17 protein-coding genes are annotated in these 21,102 nt (G+C 63.3%); 6 read left to right on the top strand and 11 right to left on the bottom strand.

Annotation, left to right across the window (positions count from 1 at the left end; all coding sequences use genetic code 11):
* Nucleotides 1-97: 97 nt before the first annotated feature.
* From ACK3R5_RS04590 to ACK3R5_RS04555, 8 genes are all read right to left on the bottom strand, one after another.
* Nucleotides 98-559 (bottom strand): NuoI/complex I 23 kDa subunit family protein, encoded by a 462-nt coding sequence (locus tag ACK3R5_RS04590; protein ID WP_058573142.1) that lies wholly within the window; start codon nucleotides 557-559, stop codon nucleotides 98-100.
* Nucleotides 556-1,605 (bottom strand): complex I subunit 1/NuoH family protein, encoded by a 1,050-nt coding sequence (locus tag ACK3R5_RS04585; RefSeq protein ID WP_411962887.1) that lies wholly within the window; start codon nucleotides 1,603-1,605, stop codon nucleotides 556-558. Before ACK3R5_RS04585 ends, ACK3R5_RS04590 begins: the two co-directional genes overlap by 4 nt.
* A complete protein-coding gene (locus ACK3R5_RS04580) occupies nucleotides 1,605-3,272 on the bottom strand; it encodes an NADH-quinone oxidoreductase subunit D (RefSeq protein WP_411968205.1) in 1,668 nt (555 codons plus the stop codon). Before ACK3R5_RS04580 ends, ACK3R5_RS04585 begins: the two co-directional genes overlap by 1 nt.
* Nucleotides 3,269-3,970 (bottom strand): NADH-quinone oxidoreductase subunit B, encoded by a 702-nt coding sequence (locus tag ACK3R5_RS04575; RefSeq protein WP_411962885.1) that lies wholly within the window; start codon nucleotides 3,968-3,970, stop codon nucleotides 3,269-3,271. Before ACK3R5_RS04575 ends, ACK3R5_RS04580 begins: the two co-directional genes overlap by 4 nt.
* Nucleotides 3,967-4,383, bottom strand: a complete 417-nt coding sequence (locus ACK3R5_RS04570; protein ID WP_411962884.1) for an NADH-quinone oxidoreductase subunit A — start codon at nucleotides 4,381-4,383, stop codon at nucleotides 3,967-3,969. Before ACK3R5_RS04570 ends, ACK3R5_RS04575 begins: the two co-directional genes overlap by 4 nt.
* A 188-nt stretch (nucleotides 4,384-4,571) precedes the next feature.
* Nucleotides 4,572-5,186, bottom strand: coding sequence for a 5-(carboxyamino)imidazole ribonucleotide mutase (purE, locus tag ACK3R5_RS04565; protein ID WP_411968204.1), 615 nt, complete (start codon nucleotides 5,184-5,186; stop codon nucleotides 4,572-4,574).
* Nucleotides 5,187-5,317: 131 nt separating this feature from the next.
* Nucleotides 5,318-6,466: a 5-(carboxyamino)imidazole ribonucleotide synthase gene (locus ACK3R5_RS04560; protein ID WP_411968203.1), complete on the bottom strand. Its 1,149-nt coding sequence runs from the start codon at nucleotides 6,464-6,466 to the stop codon at nucleotides 5,318-5,320.
* A 157-nt stretch (nucleotides 6,467-6,623) separates the two neighbouring features.
* Complete coding sequence (locus tag ACK3R5_RS04555) at nucleotides 6,624-8,372, bottom strand: flippase activity-associated protein Agl23 (RefSeq protein ID WP_411962881.1); 1,749 nt, start codon at nucleotides 8,370-8,372, stop codon at nucleotides 6,624-6,626.
* A 145-nt stretch (nucleotides 8,373-8,517) separates the two neighbouring features.
* On the opposite strand from ACK3R5_RS04555, the gene ribH reads away from it, so the two are divergent.
* Together ribH and ACK3R5_RS04545 are read left to right on the top strand one after the other, a co-directional pair.
* A complete protein-coding gene (gene ribH, locus ACK3R5_RS04550; protein ID WP_411962880.1) occupies nucleotides 8,518-8,922 on the top strand; it encodes a 6,7-dimethyl-8-ribityllumazine synthase in 405 nt (134 codons plus the stop codon).
* Nucleotides 8,919-10,073 (top strand): pyridoxal phosphate-dependent aminotransferase, encoded by a 1,155-nt coding sequence (locus tag ACK3R5_RS04545; protein ID WP_411968202.1) that lies wholly within the window; start codon nucleotides 8,919-8,921, stop codon nucleotides 10,071-10,073. Before ribH ends, ACK3R5_RS04545 begins: the two co-directional genes overlap by 4 nt.
* A 60-nt stretch (nucleotides 10,074-10,133) precedes the next feature.
* On the opposite strand, the gene ACK3R5_RS04540 is transcribed toward ACK3R5_RS04545, so the two are convergent.
* Genes ACK3R5_RS04540 through ACK3R5_RS04530 form a run of 3 tightly spaced genes read right to left on the bottom strand, consistent with a single transcriptional unit; the run spans nucleotide 10,134 to nucleotide 13,388 of the window.
* Nucleotides 10,134-11,279 (bottom strand): ABC transporter permease, encoded by a 1,146-nt coding sequence (locus ACK3R5_RS04540; RefSeq protein ID WP_411968201.1) that lies wholly within the window; start codon nucleotides 11,277-11,279, stop codon nucleotides 10,134-10,136.
* On the bottom strand, nucleotides 11,276-11,941 hold the full coding sequence (locus tag ACK3R5_RS04535; RefSeq protein ID WP_411962877.1) for an ABC transporter ATP-binding protein: 666 nt from the start codon (nucleotides 11,939-11,941) through the stop codon (nucleotides 11,276-11,278). The genes ACK3R5_RS04540 and ACK3R5_RS04535 overlap by 4 nt, the downstream gene beginning before the upstream one ends.
* A gap of 7 nt (nucleotides 11,942-11,948) precedes the next feature.
* Nucleotides 11,949-13,388: a CARDB domain-containing protein gene (locus ACK3R5_RS04530; RefSeq protein ID WP_411962876.1), complete on the bottom strand. Its 1,440-nt coding sequence runs from the start codon at nucleotides 13,386-13,388 to the stop codon at nucleotides 11,949-11,951.
* Between the two features lie 159 nt (nucleotides 13,389-13,547).
* Between ACK3R5_RS04530 and ACK3R5_RS04525 the strand changes: the two genes are divergently transcribed.
* The 4 genes from ACK3R5_RS04525 to ACK3R5_RS04510 all read left to right on the top strand — a co-directional run bounded on the left by ACK3R5_RS04525 (nucleotide 13,548) and on the right by ACK3R5_RS04510 (nucleotide 21,092).
* Complete coding sequence (locus ACK3R5_RS04525) at nucleotides 13,548-15,467, top strand: DEAD/DEAH box helicase (protein WP_411968200.1); 1,920 nt, start codon at nucleotides 13,548-13,550, stop codon at nucleotides 15,465-15,467.
* Nucleotides 15,468-15,525: 58 nt separating this feature from the next.
* Complete coding sequence (locus ACK3R5_RS04520) at nucleotides 15,526-16,446, top strand: sodium:calcium antiporter (RefSeq protein WP_411968199.1); 921 nt, start codon at nucleotides 15,526-15,528, stop codon at nucleotides 16,444-16,446.
* Nucleotides 16,447-16,596: 150 nt separating this feature from the next.
* Nucleotides 16,597-17,841, top strand: coding sequence for a type III ribulose-bisphosphate carboxylase (rbcL, locus tag ACK3R5_RS04515; RefSeq protein ID WP_411968198.1), 1,245 nt, complete (start codon nucleotides 16,597-16,599; stop codon nucleotides 17,839-17,841).
* A 323-nt stretch (nucleotides 17,842-18,164) separates the two neighbouring features.
* Nucleotides 18,165-21,092, top strand: a complete 2,928-nt coding sequence (locus ACK3R5_RS04510; protein ID WP_411968197.1) for a methyl-accepting chemotaxis protein — start codon at nucleotides 18,165-18,167, stop codon at nucleotides 21,090-21,092.
* Nucleotides 21,093-21,102: the final 10 nt, after the last annotated feature.

Below are 21,102 nucleotides of genomic sequence, written 5' to 3'. Positions count from 1 at the left end.
TCTCCTTGAGATATCCCTTTGAACATTTCGAGAACGTCCTCAGGGCCCCGTAGCGGGCGCAGGCTGACGGTACTCGAACGATTCACTCGCGGTCATGTTACTGATAGTCGACCTCTCCTTCGCCCTCGCCAATCCACGCGTTGCGGTCTGGGTTGCGGGAGTTGAGCGGGTCGATATCCTTGTACCACGGGACGTTCTTGAGCTGTTCTTTGTTGTAGACGAAGTCGTTCTTGGTGTCGGCCGTGAACTCGAAGTTCTGCGTGAGCAGAATCGCGTCGACGGGACAGACCTCCTCGCACAGTCGGCAGTAGATACACTGGCCGATGTGCAGGTTGTACTGTTCGCCGTTGCGCTGGTCGTCCTGAACGATTTGAATCGTGTCGTTCGGACAGACGTTCTCACACTGACGGCACCAGATACAGCGCTCCTGGCTGAACTTGTGGACACCGCGGAAGCGCGGACTCACTTCGGGCGCTTCCTCGGGGTATTCGACCGTAAAGGTCTGTCCGTCGAGCGCGTGCTTCAGCGTCACTGCCATGCCCTTCAGAATTCCAATCATGCAATCACCCCCACGATGATGGCCGTGAGAACCAGGTTGGCGAAGGACAAGACGAGCATGCCTTTCCAACCGATTTCGAGGAACTGGTCGACGCGAAGGCGCGGCACTGCGGAGCGCGCCCACTGGGTGAACAAGAAGAACGCCCAGATTTTGATAGTGAACCAGACGAACCCGGGCAGGACCGGTCCTGCGGGGCCGCCGAGGAACAGCGTCGCCGCGATAGCGCCGCCGAGGAAGATGTGGATGAACTCACCGAGGTAGATGAGGACGAAGTACACAGACGAGTACTCCGTCTGGTACCCGGCGACAATCTCGGTCGGCGCTTCGGGGATGTCGAACGGGTTGCGGCCGATTTCCGCGAGGTTCGCGATGATGAACAGCGCGAACGCGAACGGGTTGACGAACGCGAACCACGTCGGAATCGAGACGCCTGCGATGGAGATGAGCGGTTCGGCCTGGACGGCGACGATTTCGCTCATGCGGAGCGACCCGGCGAAGATGACGACCGAGGCCGCCGTGATGACGAGCGGAATCTCGTAGGCGATGTTCGCCGCCACGGCGCGAAGCGCACCGATGAGGGAGAACTTGTTGTTCGACGCGTAGCCAGACATGACGAGACCGAGCGAGGCAATCGACGCCGCCGCGAAGGCGAACGCGAGGCCAGTCTCGGGGTCTGCGAGTTGGATGCCGTTCCCCATCGGGATGACGGCGAACCCAAGCAGCGCAGAGAACGGAATGATCATCGGTGCGAGGTCCCACGCGGGACGGTCGACACCTTCGGGAACGATGAGTTCCTTCGACATCAGACGGACTGCGTCCGGAATGATGACGAGCAACCCGAACGGCCCGATACGGTTGACTGCGATGCGGTCACCGAAGGCGGCCGTAATCTTCCGTTTCGCCCACGGACCTGCGATTGCCGTCGTGATGAGCATGATGTTGGCGACGATGAACGCGCCAATCAGCCCCCCGACGACGTCGCCGAGGACGCCTTCGAGGCCGAGGAGGCCGCTGATGGTGTCTGGAAGGGTGACTTGCAGACTCATCAACGGTCCACCTCGCCGAGAACGATGTCGAGGCTACCGAGCGATGCAATCATGTCCGGGATGTACTCGCCTTCAGACATCTCGGGGAGCGTCTGCAGGTTCGAGAAGCACGGACTGCGAATCTTGAACCGGGCTGGCTTGTCGGTGCCGTCGGCGCGGATGTAGATGCCGAGTTCGCCCTTCGCGCCTTCGACGGCGCGGTAGATTTCCGTGTCCTCGTCGGGTTTGAGGGTGCGCGGAACGTTCGCCTGAATGTTCCGCTCGTCCTCGGGCCAGTCTTCCAGCAGGTCGACACACTGCTGGATAATCTTGGCCGACTCCTCGACTTCGCGCATGCGCACGAGCAGGCGCGAGAAGTTGTCACAGCCATCTTCGACGACGACGTCCCAGTCGAGTTCGTCGTAGTAGCCGTAGGAGTCGTCACGCCGAAGGTCGTAGTCGATGCCCGACCCACGGGCGACAGGTCCGGTCGCACCGTAGCTCTTGGCGACTTCCGGGGGAAGGACGCCGGTGCCGACGGTACGGGCCTGGAGAATCTCGTTCGAGGTGATCATGTCGTGGTACTCCTCGAGCGCCTCCGGCAGGTCGTCGATGAAGTCACGAATCTTCTCGAAGAACTCCTCACGGGGTTCGGGAAGGTCCCAGACGACGCCACCGAGGCGGAAGTAGTTGAACATCATCCGCTGGCCGGTGAGGTCTTCGAGGATGTTCTGGACGATTTCACGGTCCCGCATGGCGTACATGAAGATAGCCGTGAAGTCGCCGTAGACGTCGAGTGCGAACGTGCCGAGCGCAATCATGTGCGACGCGATGCGGCAGAGTTCGGCACCCATCGTCCGGATGACCTGCGCGTACTCCGGCACCTCGATGTCCGCGAGGTCCTCTGCGGTGCGGGCGTAGGCCCACTCGTTGAGGAGACCCGCCGAGATGTAGTCCCAGCGGTCGGGGTACGGCATAATCTGGTGACGGTAGGTCCCCATCTGACACATCTGCTCCTCGCTGCGGTGGAGGTAGCCGATGTCGGGTTCGAGGTCGACGACCTGTTCGCCGTCGACGACCGTCTCGACGTGCAGCACACCGTGGGTCGCCGGGTGGTGCGGGCCGATGTTGATGTACATCGTGTTGCCCTCGTCACCGCGACTGTCCTGTTCGAGCGGGTTGGCGTGCTCGGTCAGCGTCGCAATCTGCGGTCGGTCCTGGTCGTAGTCGAGGCCCAGTGGGTGGCCCTGCCACGTCTCCGGGAGGAGGATGCGGCGGAGGTCCGGGTGGCCCTCGTACCGGATGCCGACGAGGTCGTACGCTTCACGCTCGTGCCAGTCGGCCGTCCGGAAGACGGGTTCTGCGGACTGGCTGACCGGGTCGTCCTTCGACGTGGGGACGACGACGCTCACTTCGTCGGTTCGGTCGTCGAACTTCGTCAGGTGGTAGATGGACTCGTAGCGGTCCTCGTACTCCTGTGCGGTGACACACGAGAGGTGGTCGAAACCAGCCTCGTCGCGCAGTTTGAACAGGGTGTCTTGGACCTGGTCGGGGCGGATGACGAAGCCCGGTGCGTTGAGGTGCTCTTCGCGACTGATGACGAGGTCACCGAGCAAGTCGGCGAGTTCGTCGCCGCGAGAGCGCTCCTGCATCGCGTCTTCTTGTCCTTCCTGTTCTTCCAAACTCATGGTGAATCAGCCCAGTTGTACCGCATGACGAGGTCGTCTTCGTCGATCTGGTCGGCCAGTTTGTCGACGATTTCGTCGCGCGGAAGGTCGCCAAACTGTTCTAACTCGTAGGGCTTGACCGTCACGGGGCTGGACTCACCGTTCGCGATGCGCTCTTGGAGCTTCGCGATACCGTAGATGAGCGCTTCCGGGCGCGGCGGGCACCCGGGGATGTGGATGTCCACCGGGATGACCTCTTCTGCGCCCTTGACGACGTTGTAGCCCTCCTGGAACGGGCCGCCCGAGATGGTACACGACCCCATGCCGACGACGAACTTCGGTTCGGGCATCTGGTCGTACACACGCTTCATGCGCGGGGCGAACTTCGAGACGATAGTCCCCGGCACGATGATGACGTCGGCCTGTCGCGGCGACGCACGCGGCACACCTGCCGCGAAGCGGTCCAGGTCGTGCTTGATTGCGTACGTGTGCATCATCTCGATACTGCAGCAGGCGATACCGAACTGCAGCATGAACATCGAGGACCCACGAACCCAGTTCATGAAGTTGTCGAACTTCGTGAGGATGAACGGCGACGAACCGAACGCCTCCCGAAGCTTCGAGTTGAACCGGTCGTCCGCGCCGGCCATGCGGGCGTCGCGGGTCTCGGTCTGTACCTGTGTATCGTCCGTGACGAATGGTTTTTGTTCGCTACTCATGCGTCTTGTCTCTCTGTCTTACGACGGCTTGCCTGCGGGCTTTTGACCCACTTGACAGCGCCGTTGCGCCACGCCCAGACGAGTCCGACGACGAGTACACCGATGAAAACGAGCATCGGCGTCAGAATCGTCCCCAGAGACGCGCCCTGTTCGAGAGCGGAGCGGTAGATGACTGTCCACGGGAAAATCAGGACAGTCTCGATGTCGAACACGACGAACAGCAACGCGACCATGTAGTACTGTATGTTAAACTGGACGCGTGCCGTGCCGGTTGGCACCTCACCACTCTCGTACGTGGCACTCTTTCCTTGTTCCGGTACGCTTGGACGCAGCATCGCCGACATCGCCATCATAACCAATGGTAAGCCGACAGCGACGACGCCCATCGCACCGATTGCAATCCAATCACTCATGCGGTGTCTCCCTGACGTGCGGCGGTTAGAAGCGCTCCCCTATAAACATTGATTTGTGTGTTTCGGGCGCGAGAGGGCTTCTATTCGGAAAATACGCTATTAGGCGCTCGGAGGGGCGCTCCCCGGGCATTTCGCCTCCGAGAGCGACCCGTCGCAACCGGCTGCGACCCTCAAAATGAAGGTATCTGTTAGCGTGACGATTCGCGGAAGCCAGCGACGCCCAAGTCGTGGAGTGCGGCGGACGTTTCGGCCACGTCGGCGACGAGTTCCTCGTGGTATTCGACCAGTCGGTCTTCGAGTTCGGGATAGCCGCGCGCGAGCATCTGGACGGCCGACAGTGCGGCGTTGAACGACTTCCCCGCGTCGACGGCGACGATGGGCGCGCCCGTCGGCATCCCGATGACGGAGTCGACGGACTTCTCCTGTACGGGGACGCCGACGACGGGAAGCGGGTACGCAATCGAGGCGGTCATGTTCGGCAAGTCGGCGGATTTCCCGCCCGCGCCCGCGATGATGACTTCGACGCCACGGTCCGCCGCCGTCTCACCGTACGCGTACATCAGGTCTGGCGTCCGGTGCGCGGAGACGACGTACGTCTCGTAGGTAAAGCGCTCGTCGGGCGCGTCCTCGAAATCCGTCTGTTCGCCGAACCCGAGCGTGTCGAGCGCGTCGTGCGCGCCGGACATCACGTCGAGGTCCGAGTCCGACCCCATGATGATGCCGACGTCGGGCGTCGTCTCGGGGTCACGGTCTGCGGCGGCCTGTGCGTGTAGTTCGTCGATGAGGTCCTGTTCGGTCGTCATTTGTGGATGTGGTGTGCGGCGATGTGTTCCGAATCGCTGTGGTGTGGTGCTCGTGTGGGTGGTCGGTCCGGGGCGACTCGGTGCGGTTCGGCGTGGGTTGGTGCGATGCGGTGTGGTGCGGGTCGGAGGAGTCAGTCGAAGTAAAGGCCGTCTCGGAGCGTGCGAGCGCGGTCCAAGAGTGACTCGATTGCGTCGTCGTCGTCGCCGACGGCCGTGAGGTGGCCCATCTTCCGCAACGGTCGCACCTCGTCTTTGCCGTACCAGTGCAACGAAACGCCCGCTTCGGAGAGCGGTTCTTCGAGCCCCGCCAGTCGCGCCGGTTGGGACTCGTTGACGGTTCCGAGGACGTTCGCCATCACGGTGGGCGAACGGCGGTCGGTCGCACCGAGCGGCCATCCGAGGACGGCGCGGACGTGTTGTTCGAACTGCGAACAGAGCGCGCCTTCGATGGTCCAGTGGCCCGAGTTGTGGGGACGGGGCGCGACTTCGTTGACGAGGACGTCGCCGTCTTTCGTCTCGAACAGTTCGATGCCGAAGACGCCGCGTCCGGGCAGGTGCGAGAGCACCTCGCGGGCGACGCGGTGTGCCTCCTCGCGGACGCCGTCTGTGGTCCTCGCCGGGACGATAGTCTCGCGGAGAATCTCCTCCTCGTGGACGTTCTCCCCCACGGGGAAGGTTCGAATCTCGCCGTCGCCGCGGACGCCGATGACCGAGAGTTCACGCTCGAAGTCGACGAACGCCTCGGCCATCGCCGGGCCGCCGACTTCCTCGATAGCGTCTTCCGCGTCGTCCGGGTCGGTGACGGGGACGTTTCCCCGGCCGTCGTAGCCACCGGTTCGGGCCTTCAACATGACGGACCCGAACTCGTCGAGGGCGGCGCGCAAGTCGTCGGCGTCGTCGACGCGGTGGAACGGCGGAATCGGAATGTCTGCCTCACCGAACGCCCGCTTCTGGACGAGTTTGTCTTCGATGGTGCGGAGCGCGTCGGGCGACGGGTGGACCGCGATGCCTTCCTCGGCGGCGAGTTCGTCCAACAGGTCCGGGTCCGCGAGTTCTATCTCGAAAGTCAACGCGTCTGCTCGCGCGGCGAGTTCCGCCATCGCATCGGGGTCGGTGAAGTCACCGACGATTTGGTCGGCGACCGCCGACGCGGGGCAATCTGGAGTCGGGTCGAGGACGACGATATCGACGCCGAGCGGCGCAGCGGCCTCGCCGAGCATACGCCCGAGTTGGCCCCCGCCGACGACGCCGAGCGTGGGTCCGGGTACGGTGACGGTCACGGTCGGCGGTTCAGTACGTCGGTGCATAAATGTTGCCACATTGGGTGCCCAAATGCACACGTTCGTGAGTATTCGGGCGGTGCCGAGACGTCAATGACGAGCGACGTTGCTCGTCGGGGAACGTCGTCGCTGACCCGAAAAATCGGCCCCTGAGCCGTCAGGTTCGCGTCTGGTTCGCCGCTTCGAGGGCATCTTCGTCGATGAAGACGACGATGTCCTCGTTCCAGAGTTTGAAGGCGTGTTGGCGGACGACGTAGCCGTCGAGTTCAGATTCGAGTTCGTCACGGTCCCACTCGTAGGCGACGACGACCGGTGGTGCGTCCGCCGTCACGTTCTCCACGCCGGCGTCGGGCGGACTACTCGTGTGTTGGACGTCGCCAGCCTCGAAGTACCACGGGAGTGGCAGGCGACTGTGCCACGACGGCCCGCCGAGCGGATTCGACTCGTTTTCGACGTAGAAGTGCACCTCGTCGCCGCCAGGTGGGTGCGTCCCGTAGAGGAGGACGTCGTCTCCTTCGTTGACCGTCGAGACGCGTTCGACGTCGTCGAGCGTCGTCTTCAGGCTGTTCTCGGGTTGTGCCCACTGGAGAATCTCCTTGTCTTCCTCAGTCGAGGCGTTCCAGTAGTCGACGTTCGCGGCGGCGACACCACCGACGGACGCGAGGACGACGAGTGCGGCGAGGCCGATTCCGACCGTGTCACGGGAGTCGAACGCCGCGTATCCCGAACGGAAGACGAACGCGACACCGACTGCCGCGGGGACGGCCAGCGGAACGACGGCGTGGACGACGACCCACGGTGCTTGGATGTCCGTCGCCAACGGGTAGCCGAAGATGCTGACGACGCCCCAGTACGTCGCGAAGGCGACGAACCACCGGATGCGACCCGTGACGACGCCGTATCTGTCGACGACGATACCGACGAGCGCGAAGACGATGAGCACGGGCGCGCCGTAGACGAACGTCTCGAGGAAGTCCTTCAAGTAGGGGAGGTACTCGTGCGACTGGTGGCCGCCGCCGAGCCAACTGTCCACCATCTCTTGGACGGCACCGACCGACCCTGCCTCGATGACTCCGGGGAGTGCAGCGGGGTTGCCGAGGGCGTTCCAGAGGTCAGGACGCGGCGCGTAGAAGAAGACGAAGACGACGGCGAACGCGGCGAGTCCCCCGAGGAGGCCGGCGGCGTAGCGGAGCGCGCCGTTTCCGAGACTTCCGGCACCGCGCGCCCGGAGTCGGGTGGCGATGCTCTCCGGAATCTCCGCGAAGAAGATTGCCCGAGTGGAATCACCGGTCGACGTTCGGGCGAGGAGTCGGTGGTCGAAGACGAGGGCGGCAGCCCCGAGGAAGCACAGCAGATAGACGATGTAGTTCTCTTTCGCCGCCGCACCGGTTGCGAACGACGCCCCGGCGGGAATCAGGTAGGCGAGTCGTCCCGTGTCGTAGGCGCGGACCACGAACCCGAGCGCGATGAAGGAGAACGCGGCGACGAGCACGTCGTTGCGCATGAACCGCGAGTAGTAGACCAAAAGCGGATTCACCGCGAGCAGGACGGCCAGAGCAACTGTCTCGTCGCGGCGGAGGTGCTCCCGGAAGAGCCACGCCGAAAGTGGGAGGACGGCACCGACGAGAGCGACGGGGAGGCGGACGGTGAAGTCCGTCGCCGGGAGGGTGGCGAGGAGATAGTCGTTGACGATTGGGAGGAACGGCCCGTGGATGATGGGCCGGTAACTGAACGTCCCCGTCTCGTGGTAGCGGAGAACCCAGTAGGCGACACGACCCTCGTCCCAGTGTGAGATGCGGTCCCCGAGTGCGACCACACGGATGAGGAGCGCGACGGCCGCAACGCCGAGAATCGCGAGGAGGGCGCGAGACCGGGAGAGCACGTCGGTCTCATTGTCAACACTCATAGTTTCTCATCCAAACCCCGACAATACAACTGTTATGCTTGCGGGTCGCCCCCACGGTGTCGTGGGCCGTCCAGATTGGAGGGTCAGAACGGCGACGTTTGGGCGGTGTCGGTAGTTCTTTTATCTGCGGCGGGAAGGGTCGGCTATGGTCTCTCTCGGACTCGTAGTGGCCCGATTCAACTCGTCGGTCACAGAACAGATGGAGGAGGCGGCCCACGAGGCGGCCGCAGAGCGCGACGCGGAGGTGGCCGAGACGATTCAGGTCCCCGGTGCGTACGACTCGCCGCTTGCGGCGGACCGACTGGCCCGCCGCGACGACATCGACGCCGTGGCGGTCATCGGCGCAATCGTCACGGGCGACACCGAACACGACCGGGTCATCGCCGACGCGACGGCGAAGTCCCTCACCGAAGTCTCGCTGGACCGTGACAAACCCGTCACCTTCGGCGTCTCCGGCCCCGGAATGAGCGGTGCCGAAGCACGAGAGCGCGTCAGCAAAGGTGCGGAAGCGGTTTACGCTGCGACCGATATGGTGGAGGCGTTAGCATGAACTTCGACTTTAGCGCCCGTGTGGGCCGGGTAGAACCGAGCGCCACGCTCGCCATCTCGAACCTCGCGAGCGAACTGGAAGCGCAGGGTGAAGACGTCGTGGACCTCTCGGTCGGTGCGCCGGACTTCCCCACCCCAGAGAACATCGTACAGGCGGCCAAAGACGCGATGGACGCCGGACACACCGGCTACACCTCGTCGAACGGCATCCCGGAGCTCAAGGAAGCCATCGCGGCCAAACTCCGCGGCAACGGCGTCGACGCCGAGGCTGACGAAGTCATCGTCACGCCCGGCGGCAAGCAGGCGCTCTACGAGACGTTCCAGACCCTCATCGACGACGGCGACGAAGTCGTTCTCCTGGACCCCGCGTGGGTCTCTTACGAGGCGATGGTGAAGCTCGCGAACGGGTCGCTCACGCGCGTCGACCTCGCCCCGCACGACTTCCGTCTCGAACCCGCCCTCGACGAACTCGCAGACGCCGTCTCCGACGAGACGAAACTCCTCGTCGTCAACTCGCCGTCGAACCCGACGGGTGGCGTCTTCTCCGACGCCGCACTCGAAGGCGTCCGTGACCTGGCCGTCGAACACGACTTCGCGGTCATCTCCGACGAAATCTACGAGCGCATCACCTACGACGGATTCGAGCACACCTCGCTCGGTTCCCTCGACGGCATGGAAGACCGCACCATTACCATCAACGGCTTCTCGAAGGCGTTCTCGATGACCGGATGGCGACTCGGCTACCTGCACGCCCCCTCTGACCTCATCTCGCAGGCAGGCAAGCTCCACTCGCACTCCGTCTCGTGTGCCGTCAACTTCGTCCAGCACGCCGGCGTCGAGGCGCTTTCGGAGCGCACCGACGACACCGTCGAAGAGATGCGCGAGGCCTTCGAAGGCCGCCGCAACATGCTCGTGGACCTCCTCGCCGAACACGACGTGGACGTCGCCGTCCCGAAGGGTGCGTTCTACATGATGCTCCCCGTCGACGACGACGACCAGGCGTGGTGTGAGGGTGCGATTCAGGACGCGAAAGTCGCAACCGTCCCCGGAAGTGCCTTCAACGCGCCGGGCTACGCTCGCATCTCCTACGCTGCAAGTGAAGAACGACTCCGTGAGGCCGTCGAACGCCTCGCCGAGCACGACTACATCTAACTGCGACTCGCTCTTCTTTCAGCGACCAACGAGCCAAAAGCGGACGCGCCGATGTCGGCCTTATTTGCGTAACGCCTCGACGGGTCGCTCGTTTGCGGCTTTCCACGCGGGATACAGTCCCGAGAGGACGCTCGTGCCGATACCGAATCCCACTGCGAGCGCGATGTAGAGGAAGTTGATGGGTTGGAACGTCGCCACCGGGTCGTTCAGGACGAACGAGTTCAGTGCGATGCCCGCACCGAGGGCGAGGACAGCGCCGATGACGCCGCCCGCGACACCCAACAGTCCGGCCTCGGCGAGAATCATCCGAACCACGTCGCCTCGCTGGACGCCGACAGCGCGGAGGACGCCAATCTCCTGTCGGCGTTCGATGGTGCTCATGAGCATGACGTTCAGGATGCTGACGCCGGCGACGACCAGCGAGATAGAACCGATGCCGATGAGGAACGTGTTGAGGATGCCGAAGAACTGGTCGATTCCCTGTGTAATCGCTTGCAGTTCGAAGACGTTCACCCGCTCTTCGCGTTCGTTCAGCGACTCGCGGATGGCGACGGCCGACTCGTTGGCGGCCTGTCCGGACTCCGAACTCACGACCACCTGCGAGTAGCCCGTTCCGTTCACGTCCTCGATGGGGACGACGACGGCGTTGTTCGGGTTGACGAGCGAGATACCCTGTTCTTCTTCGAGTACCGCTGTGATTCGGTAGGTTCGGCCCTCGATACTGATGGTATTCCCGGGTTCCGTGTCGAGTAACTCTGCAGTCCCCGACCCGACGAGGACGCCCTGCCGGAGTCTGTCGGGGACACGGCCATCCGCCGCGTCGTACAGGGCACCGGGGTTTTCCATCCCGTATATCGTCACCACAGTCTGTCGTTGCCCCCGAGACACCACCCCCGTCTCGGACCGAATCGCGACGACTTCGCTGTCGACGACGACCCGACGAATCTCGTCTACGTCTCGCTCACTCAACTCCTCGATACCCTCCTGAAAGTTCGGTGAGACGGTTATCTCGTTACCAATCTCGCCGAGTTGCTGCGACGCCCCGGTGCGGAGCGTCGTCCCGAACATCCCGAGGGAGGCGATTGCGAGGACACCGATGATGATACCGAGGACGGCGAGTCCGGAGCGAATCCGGTTTCGCGAGAGGTTCCGACGAGCCATCAACAACGCCGGAACGCGTCGGTAGAGGCCGTCGAGCCTGCTCATTGGATTCTCCCGTCGACCAGTTGGACGGTCCGGTCGGCGTAGTCACTGAGTTGTGGGTCGTGTGTGACAGCGATGACGGCGACGTCGTCCTCGCGTCGGATTTCGTCGAACAGGTCGAGGACGCTCCGGCCAGTCTTTCTGTCGAGGTTCCCCGTCGGTTCGTCGGCGAGGAGGATTCGTGGTTCGTTGACCAGCGCCCGGGCCACGGCGACGCGCTGTTTCTGCCCGCCAGAGAGTTGGTCCGGCCTGTAGTGGAGACGGTTACCCAGACCGACTCGTTCGAGCAGTCTCGTGGCGCGTTCTCGCGCCGTCGGGTCGTCGCCAAAGAGCGTCGGCACTTCGACGTTCTCCAGCGCAGACAGCGTCGGAATCAAGTGGAAACTCTGGAAGATGAACCCGATGAACTGCTTGCGCTGTGTCGTCATCTCGGTGTCCGAGAGGTCGGTCACGTCCTGCCCGTCGAGGAGGACGGTCCCTTCGGTGGGCGTGTCGAGCAATCCGAGGACGTTCAGCATCGTCGACTTCCCGCTTCCGGACGGCCCCATCACGGTGACGAACTCGCCGGGGTCTGCGTGGAAGTCGACGTCTTTCAACGCTTCGACGACTTCGCCGCCCGTGTCGTACCGTTTCCAGACGTGCTGGAGTTCGATGATGTGGGTCATCTTCGAATCAGCGCCGTCGGTACGCGTAGATGCTGACGCCGACGACGACGAGGAGCGCTATCGCCCCGCCCCCGAGGAGCAGCGTCGAGTCGATTCCGCCACCGCTGTTCTGTTCGTCGGGGGTCGAGAGGTCGGACACGTCGACTGTCGTCTCGACGGTTCGCTCGCGCCCATCGACGAGGTACGACACCTCGACGGGCACCGACGTCACGCCCTCGTCGACGTTCGCATAGAGGTCGAACGAGGCGAAGTCACTCGCAGGGACGCTCCCGACGAAGTACTCTTTGTACGGGCGAGTCGGTTCGACGCCGTCGGTGGGAACGACTCGGACGACGACGCTCTGGGCGTCGCTGAGTCCGACGTTGCTCGCGCTCCCCGAGATGTGGACGGCCCCGTCTTCGAGTTCGACGTCGATACCCGTGAGTTCGATAGTACCGGGTGAGGCGACGTAGTCGATGGTCGTCGACGCAGTCCCATCTCGGTCACCCGTCTCGTACGTCGCCACCACGTCGAGGGTCGCTCGGTCGACAGACGAGACGTTGAGGCGGACCGTGCGTTCGGACTCTGCTGGGACCGACTCGACGGGTTTGCTGAGGACGACCGAATCGCCGTCACGAAGCGAGAGGACGAAGTCGTCGAGCGGCGCGTTGCCGAGGTTCGTCACGTCGACGACGACGGCGGGGCGAGCACCGTCACCGAGCGACGCGTCGAGGCGAACCTCCTCGCGGAGTTGGTCTGCGACGAGGGGTGCTGCTGCAGTCGTCGTCCGCGCGTTTCCGTCGGCAGTCGTGTACTGAAGGCTCGCGACGACTTCCGACTCGCCCGTCGAAGGGGTCACGCTGAAGTTGAACGTCTCTGCCTGTCCGGGTTCGAGTCGTGGCAGGACGCGCGCGTCGTTTTCGACTGTCGCCCCGTCTGCCGCGACAGAGAGACGAACGTTGCGAGCGACTTCGTCTTCACCGTTCGAGACGGTGACCGTCACGGGAGTCTCCGTCCCGATGACTGCGTCACCGACTTCGACGGCGACCTGTGGGCCACCCTCACGAACCCGAACGACGACTGGGTACTGGAGTCGTTGCGTCTGGCCGTCGCTCTTCCCGACGACATTCACGCGCAGGTCGTAGGTTCCAGCGTCTTCGAGACGGAGCGACAGCGGGATGCGAAGGTCGCTTCCGGGTGGAATCGTCCCCAAGTCCTCGACACGTGCCAGGTCTCTCGTCCCCTCGGCGGTTCTGACGTACACGTCGGTCACGTCGAGGTTGGTGGGGCTGTTCTGTGCGTTCTGTACGACCGTCGTGAGGACGAACCGCTCGCCGGGCACCGGCTGTGCCGGGGAGACGGTGACGTCGTCGATGTAGGCAGTCGCCTCCTGGCCGACTGTCGTGGCCGGAACGCCGGCTAATACGACGACGAGAAGGAGGACCACCGGAAGGGCGCGCCGAGACATGTTTCTCGATTCATATATCGTAGAGGCGACTGAAATACCTGCCGAGCAATACAGTCACACGGGCCTGAATTCACCGAGATATGATTCGACGTACCAGCATCGAGATGTGTCTGTCTCTGGCGAAGATATTTAAGTAAACACGAACCCAGTGTGTGACAGATGCGCGTGCGCGACCTCCCGCTGTCCCCGACACTGGTCTCTCACTACGAGTCGAACGGCATCGAAGAGCTCTACCCGCCGCAGGTCGCCGCCGTGGACGCGGGAGTCGCAGACGGGGGACGCGTCGTCGCCGCCATTCCGACCGCCAGCGGGAAGACGTTCATCGCCGAACTGGCGATGCTCACCGCAGACGGTCCGGGTCTCTACATCGTCCCGCTTCGCGCGCTCGCCCGCGAGAAGTACGAGACGTTCGACAAACTCCCCGGCGTGAGCGTCGGCATCTCCACCGGTGACTTCGACTCTGCCGAAGAGGACTTAGGCGAGTACGATATCGTCGTCGCGACGAGCGAGAAAGTCGACTCCGCGATTCGAAACGGGGCGACGTGGGTCGAAAATCTCGCCTGCGTCGTCGTGGACGAGGTTCACCTTCTCGGCGCACCGGGACGAGGGCCAACCCTCGAAATCACGCTCGCGACGCTCCAGCGACGCGTCCCGGACCTGCAACTCGTCGCCCTCTCCGCGACGGTGGACAACCCAGACGCAATCGCCCGCTGGTTGGACGCCGAACTCGTCGAGAGTACGTGGCGACCAGTCTCGCTACGGACCGGCGTCTACGCCGACGGCACCGTCGAATTCGACGACGACACGACGCTCTCGGTGGACGTGCCACCAGTCGGCCCACAGGAAGACGGTGCGACTGAAGCGACTGTCTCGCTCGTCGCCGACGCCATCGAAAACGGTGGCCAGTGTCTCGCGTTCGTCCGCTCTCGCCGCGAAGCAGAGGCGCTCGCCGAGCGACTCGCAGACGAGGCCCTCTCGCCGGCATCCGAGTTGGGCGACGAACTCGCCGAACTGGGCGGTACCACCACCGGAAAGCGACTCGCTGACTGTGCACGGACTGGCGTCGGATTCCACCACGCAGGGTTGCGAAGTTCTCACCGTGCGGCGGTCGAAAACGCCTTCCGTGACCGGCGACTCGCCGTCATCTGTGCGACGCCGACGCTCGCGGCGGGCGTGAACGTCCCGGCACGCAGAGTCGTCATCCGCGACCAGAAACGCTACACCGGCGACTCGATGGCGTGGATTCCCGTCCTCGACGTCCACCAGATGTGCGGACGGGCGGGCCGCCCCCACCTCGACCCTTACGGCGAGGCGGTTCTCGTCGGCGACGAGAACGTCAAAGACGAACTCGTCGAGCGATACGTGGAGGCCGACGCCGAAGCGGTCGACTCCCAGTTCGCAGACGACGAAGCGCTTCGAACCCACGTCCTCTCCGTCGTCGCCTCGGGGTTCGCCGACTCGCTGGACGGCGTCGCAGACGTGTTCTCGGCCACCTACTACGCCCACCAACACCCGGACGTCTCGCTGACGGACCTCGTGGGCGACGTGGTCTCTGACCTCGAAGCGATGGAGATGCTCACCGTCGACGGGGAGTCGCTGTCGGCGACGACGCTCGGCGCACAGACCTCTCGACAGTACGTCTCACCATCGACCGGTGCACGAATCGTCGCCGGCGTCCGAACCATCGAGACGATGGCCGACGAGAACGTGACGGCCCGAACCGCGCTGGAAGTCGTCTGCGACACACCGGACATGCTCGACACCTACCTCGGGAATCAAGAACGGGCCGTCATCTACCAGTACGCACGGAACCACAGCGCGGAGTTCACCACCGCGATGCACGACGCAGACCCGTTCGAAGACTGGTTGACCGCGGTCAAGACTGCTCGCATCCTCCACGAGTGGTCCGAGGGAGTAGACATCGAAGACCTGGTAGACCGCTACCGAATCGGGCCGGGTGACCTCGAATCCCGCGTCGAACGCGCCGAGTGGTTACTCGGTGCGGCAGACGCCCTCTGTGGCGCACTCGACACCGACGTCCCCGAGTTCCGCGAGGTTCGGGCACTGCTGTCGCCCTGAGATTCGAGTACCCGACCCGACAGTTTACGTCGTCACGGTGAGACGTTCGACTAGCGACATGATAGCCGAGGCCACGCTCTTCGTCGTTGGCCTCGCCGCCCTCGTCTTCGGTGCGGACCGGGCGGTCACCGCCGCCGCCGAGGTGGCGCGGTTCTACGGCGTCTCGCAGTTCTTCATCGGCGTGACGCTCATCTCCGTCGGCACGTCGATTCCCGAGATGACTACCTCCATCGTCGCGGCGTACTACGGGGCGGGAGACATCGTCGTCGGCAACATCGTCGGGTCCGAGACGTCACAGATTACCCTCGCTATCGGTATCGTCGCGCTCATCGCACCTATCGTGGCGAAGCGACGCGAGGTGATGGTCTACGGCGGGGCGATGACGCTCGCGATGATAATCATGCTCCTCACGCTCGAAGACGGCGTCGTCCAGCGGTCTGAAGGCTTCTTGATGATGCTCGCCTACGTGAACTTCATCTACATCCTCTATACGAACGAGGGCGGCGAGGAGATTGCGGAGGAAGTCGTCGATGAAGAAGAACCACCCGAACGAGCGCTCCCCGTCGTCGCGTTCGGTTTACTCCTCGTCGTCGTCGGTGGACAGGTGATGGTGACGAACGGTATCGCACTCGCCCGACTGGTCGGTATCTCGGAGTACATCGTCGGACTGCTGACGGGACTCGGGACGACGGCACCAGAAATCGTCGTCGCGGGTATCGCCGCCCACGAAGGACGAGGGGGTATCTCTGTCGGCGCGATTCTCGGGAGCAACATCACCGACCCCGTCTTTTCGCTCGGCGTCGGTGCACTCGTCGCGGACGTCGTCGTCACAGACCTGGGCGGTGTGACGCTCTCGGCACTCTACATGCTCGGTGTCTCGCTCGTCGTGTTGGCACTGCTGTACTGGCGAGAGGGAATCGACCGCAGGGCGGCACTCGTCTGTATCGGCCTCTACCTCCCGACGTTCGTCGTCATCTGAGACGAGACGGTGTTCGTCGTCATCTGAGACGAGACGGTGTTCGTCGTCATCTGAGAGAGTGCGTCCACTGCCGAACCGTTCTTCTTCGTCGGCCCCCCACAAGTCGCTTCGGGATGGCGTTTTAAGCCTCGTGGGAGCGTAGGCGAAGCTATGGGTATCACGTACGAAGATTTCCTCGACTTAGCATACGAACCGACTGCCGAGGACCTCGTCTGCACCTTCCGCATCGACCCCGCGTCGGGCATGTCCATGGAAGCGGCGGCGAGTCGCGTGGCGTCGGAGTCCTCCAACGGCACGTGGGCGGCCCTCCAGACCGGAGCGGACTTCACCGACATGGGTGCGACCACCTTCGCTATCGACGGCGACATCATCAAAGTCGCCTACCCCGCCGGCCTGTTCGAACCCGGCAACATGCCACAGGTGCTGTCCTGTATCGCCGGCAACATCATGGGGATGAAAGCCGTCGATACCATCCGCCTCGAAGACTGTGAGTGGCCCGAAGCTATCGTCTCGTCGTACCCCGGTCCGCTGTTCGGGTCGTCGGTCAGAGAGGAAATATTCGGCGTCACCGACCGCCCAATCACGGCGACAGTCCCCAAGCCGAAAGTCGGCCTCTCGACGGAGGCACACGCACAGGTCGGGTACGACGCGTGGGTGGGCGGCGTCGACCTGTTGAAAGACGACGAGAACCTGACCGACCAGGCGTTCAACCCCTTCTCCGACCGCCTCACCGAGTCGCTCGCCCTCCGCGACGACGCCGAAGACGAGACGGGCGAGACGAAGTCCTACCTCATCAACGTCACCGCCGACACCCAGACGATGCTGGACCGCGTCGACGAGGTGGCCGCACAGGGCGGCGAGTACGTTATGGTCGACGTCGTCACCGCCGGATGGGCCAGCCTCCAGACCGTCCGCGAGCGAACCGAGAAACACGGCATGGCCATCCACGCCCACCGCGCCATGCACGCCGCGTTCGACCGGATGCCGACCCACGGCGTCTCGATGCGCGTCCTCGCGCAGGTGTCGCGTCTCTGTGGCGTCGACCAACTCCACACCGGGACGGCGGGCCTCGGCAAACTCGCGAACGAAGACACCGTCGGTATCAACGAGTGGATGCGGAGTGACCTCTACGGCATGACCGACGTGTTGCCCGTCGCGTCCGGTGGTCTCCACCCCGGCCTCTTGCCTGACCTGCTCGACGCCACGGGGACGAACGTCTGTGTCCAACTCGGCGGCGGTATCCACGGCCACCCCGACGGAACGCGCGCCGGCGCAGTCGCCCTCCGCTCGGCCATCGACGCCTACGTCGAGGGCCGGTCGATTTCGGAGGCCGCAGAAGAGACGCCCGAACTCGCCGTCGCCCTCGACAAGTGGGGCACCGAGACGCCCCGGTAATCGGCACCGAATCGACCCCGACCCGGCCGTTTTCTCACCCGATATCCGCGACGGCCCACTCGTGTGGTCACGACGCGGTCTTCGTCGGCACACGAGACAACGTAGATTGATTGATTAATTTCTACAATAGTAGCCGAGTGAATCCCTCAATAGTAGGGGTCGTGTTAGCCGAGTAATATTCGAATATCGGTTATAATAATTTGCCCGAGAGATTTATACAGGTCCTTTCTATCCGCTAAGATACTGAGGAGAGACCGGAGAAACAGCGGTTGTCGGGGCTGTTTCTTCAGAAATTGCCGATACCGACAGTAGGAAAATCAACAATGGATATTCGGACGAAACTCATCGCACTGTGTCTTGCCATCTCGCTGTTACCAGTTTCGGTAGTTGGCGTTGCCGGCGTTCAAAACATGCAGGATGTTGGGTCCTATGCACAAGAACAGAGTGCGGCAGAGCTCGAAGAACAGATTACAGGGGAACTGAACAACACCGTCGACGCGAGGAAAGAGGGGATACAGAACCTACTGAACTCTCGTGAGGTGGACGCCCGTTCGCTGGCGGATTCGTCGTCCGTACAGAACTATCAGGCCGCGAGCGCCGGCGAGATGGAACTCGTCCAGCGTCAGAGCCAGAAACAACTCGGCTACATGGCGCTTCAGATGCGGAACACTGTCGAGACGACCAAACAGACGATTCTCGCAGAGCAGTACGACGGGCGTGACTGGGAGGACCTCTCGGCGACCGAACAAGCGGCCGTCAAAGACCAGGTCGAAGCGACCCTCGCCGGAACGGACGGTGACGGAACCACGCCGAGTGGGACGATGTCCGCGATGTTCCAACCGGGCTACATCGGTTCTACCGGATACGCCTACATCATCGACGGCGACTCCGACGTCGTCGCCCACCACAGTCTCGAAGACGGGTTCAACCTCGAAGCGGACGCCGACCTGATGGTGTTCGAAGACGTGCACTCGACTATCGACTCCGACGCCGCCATCCGAAACGGCGAGGAGTGGGGCATCGTCGAGTACGAGTGGGAAGACACAACCCAAGAGGGGAACCCACTGGAGAAGAAGTTCGTCGCCTACACCTACTACGAGGACTTCGATTGGGTCCTCTCGCCGAGCGTCTACTACTACGAACTCCAGACGACTGCCGTCGACGAGGCGAAAGTCGGCATCAAAGACTCCTTCCGGAGTTATCTGCAGACGCGGACCGTCGCAGTCGACGGAGAGGAGATGGCCGCCTACGACGAGATTATCCTCACCGACGCGGGCGGAGACGGAATCGTTCGCGCCGCACGAGACGGCGACGACGTCACCGCCGAAACGGTCGAAGACGAGTCGTACGCGAGCAGCACGTGGTTCGAAGCGACGAAATCACTCGACGAAGGTGCGGTCCACGTCGGCGACGTACACACAGTCGATGGGAAGTCGGTCGGGTACATCTCGACGCCCGTCTACCGCGACGGCGAGTTCGCTGGCGTCGTCGCCCTTCGACTCGATTACGAAGTGTTCAACGCCGCCCTCGACGACGTCACCGTCGGCGAATCCGGGCACCTGACGATGGTGGACCACGACGGGAAACTGCTCACCGACGCCGGCCAGACGTTCGGTCACGTCGAGCGTCAGGTCGCCAGACAGGAGTACGTCCAGTCCGGCCAGAGCGGACTGAAAACCTACGACCAGACGACCGATTCGGGTACCGAGGACACGTACTACGTCGGGTACGCGCCGCTCGAGTTCGGAGACACGCAGTTAGAACTCGTCGCGACGGTTCCAGAGTCCGACGTGACGGCCCCGAGTGAGCAACTCGGCGAGGCACTGAACCGACGGACAGACTCCGCACGCAACTTCCTCCTGCTGTTGGTCGGTGGTATCGTCCTCGTCGTCGTCGGCGTCGGATACACCGCCGCGAAGTACTTCTCCGAACCGATTGAGGCGCTTCGAGACCAGGCACAGCGACTCGCACGAGGCCGGTTCGACGACGGGATATCTATCGACGCGACTGACGACGAACTCGGCGAACTGGTCGTCGCGTTCGACGAGATGCGCGAGAACCTCGACCGGCAGGTGTCGGAACTCAAAACCGTCGGCAAACGACTCGGCGACGGTGACCTCGACCAGGAACTGCGGACCGACCTTCCCGGTGAGTTCGGTGCAATCATGACCGACCTCGACAGCGGCATCCAGAAGTTACAGAACGGGTTCGTCGAAGTCCAAGAGGTCGCAGACGAGTTCGCCGCCGCGAGCAACGAAACGGTCGCCAGCGTCCAGGAGATAGAGTCCGCGAGCGAAGAGACGGCACAGTCCGTCGAGGAAATCGCTCACGGTGCCGAACAACAGTCCGAGCAGTTACAGGTCGCGTCCAACGAGATGAACGACCTCTCGGCGACCATCGAAGAGGTGGCCGCGTCGGCGGACGGCGTCGTCCAGACGACGAATCAGGCCGTCACGCTGGCGGAACAGGGGCGCGAACACGCCTCCGACGCGACGAACGAGATTTCGACTATCGAGTCTGAAGCCACCGATGCGGTCGACCGGGTCGAAGGCCTCGGCGACCAGATTGGCGAGATAAACGAAATCGTCCAGCTGATTACGGACATCGCAGAACAGACCAACCTGCTCGCGCTCAACGCATCTATCGAGGCCGCACGTGCCGGCGAAGCGGGTGAAGGCTTCGCAGTCGTCGCGGACGAAATCAAGGCGTTGGCGAACGAAGCGGCCGACGCCACAGAAGAGGTCGAAGCGCGCATCGACGAGATTCAAGACCGGGCCGACGGCACCGTCGAGGACATGCAGTCGATGCAAGAGAGCGTCGAGACTGGGTCCGAGACGATTGGCGAGGCCATCGAGATGTTCGACGACATCTCCGAAGCGATTCGAGAGGCCGAACACGGCGTGGCGGAAATCTCCGAAGCGACGGAGAACCAGGCCGTCTCCACCGAGGAAGTCGTCTCGATGGTCGACGACGTGTCGAGTGTGAGCGAACAGACGACGGCGGAAGCGAGCACCGTCTCCGCGGCGACGGAAGAACAGACCGCGGCGCTCAACGAAGTCTCGGCGAACATCCAGCAAGTGTCCGCGTCCGCCCAGTCGCTCAAGCAACTCGTCGATACGTTCGACGTAGGTGAAACCACAGGAAGCGACACGCAGTTCGCCGCACACGCCGACGCCGACCCGACTGCACAGACTGCTGCCGACGCCGCCCTCGCAGACGGCGGCAACGCGACGTCTCACGTAGACGACTGAGACGGAGTGG

This window comes from Haloferax sp. YSSS75, from assembly GCF_046764215.1.
In the GTDB taxonomy this organism is placed as follows: domain Archaea; phylum Halobacteriota; class Halobacteria; order Halobacteriales; family Haloferacaceae; genus Haloferax.
The sequence above is the reverse complement of the archived record's forward strand: the minus strand, read 5'-3'. Positions and strand labels throughout refer to the sequence as shown.

Bases quoted from the DNA above. Each gene is read 5' to 3' on its own strand.
- ribH (WP_411962880.1), top strand. From the start codon at position 8,518: ATGGTCTCTCTCGGACTCGTAGTGGCCCGATTCAACTCGTCGGTCACA.
- ACK3R5_RS04580 (WP_411968205.1), bottom strand. From the start codon at position 3,272: ATGAGTTTGGAAGAACAGGAAGGACAAGAAGACGCGATGCAGGAGCGC.
- ACK3R5_RS04570 (WP_411962884.1), bottom strand. From the start codon at position 4,383: ATGAGTGATTGGATTGCAATCGGTGCGATGGGCGTCGTCGCTGTCGGC.
- ACK3R5_RS04525 (WP_411968200.1), top strand. From the start codon at position 13,548: ATGCGCGTGCGCGACCTCCCGCTGTCCCCGACACTGGTCTCTCACTAC.
- ACK3R5_RS04540 (WP_411968201.1), bottom strand. From the start codon at position 11,279: ATGAGCAGGCTCGACGGCCTCTACCGACGCGTTCCGGCGTTGTTGATG.
- ACK3R5_RS04590 (WP_058573142.1), bottom strand. From the start codon at position 559: ATGATTGGAATTCTGAAGGGCATGGCAGTGACGCTGAAGCACGCGCTC.
- ACK3R5_RS04575 (WP_411962885.1), bottom strand. From the start codon at position 3,970: ATGAGTAGCGAACAAAAACCATTCGTCACGGACGATACACAGGTACAG.
- ACK3R5_RS04555 (WP_411962881.1), bottom strand. From the start codon at position 8,372: ATGAGTGTTGACAATGAGACCGACGTGCTCTCCCGGTCTCGCGCCCTC.
- ACK3R5_RS04585 (WP_411962887.1), bottom strand. From the start codon at position 1,605: ATGAGTCTGCAAGTCACCCTTCCAGACACCATCAGCGGCCTCCTCGGC.
- rbcL (WP_411968198.1), top strand. From the start codon at position 16,597: ATGGGTATCACGTACGAAGATTTCCTCGACTTAGCATACGAACCGACT.
- purE (WP_411968204.1), bottom strand. From the start codon at position 5,186: ATGACGACCGAACAGGACCTCATCGACGAACTACACGCACAGGCCGCC.
- ACK3R5_RS04530 (WP_411962876.1), bottom strand. From the start codon at position 13,388: ATGTCTCGGCGCGCCCTTCCGGTGGTCCTCCTTCTCGTCGTCGTATTA.
- ACK3R5_RS04535 (WP_411962877.1), bottom strand. From the start codon at position 11,941: ATGACCCACATCATCGAACTCCAGCACGTCTGGAAACGGTACGACACG.
- ACK3R5_RS04520 (WP_411968199.1), top strand. From the start codon at position 15,526: ATGATAGCCGAGGCCACGCTCTTCGTCGTTGGCCTCGCCGCCCTCGTC.
- ACK3R5_RS04545 (WP_411968202.1), top strand. From the start codon at position 8,919: ATGAACTTCGACTTTAGCGCCCGTGTGGGCCGGGTAGAACCGAGCGCC.
- ACK3R5_RS04510 (WP_411968197.1), top strand. From the start codon at position 18,165: ATGGATATTCGGACGAAACTCATCGCACTGTGTCTTGCCATCTCGCTG.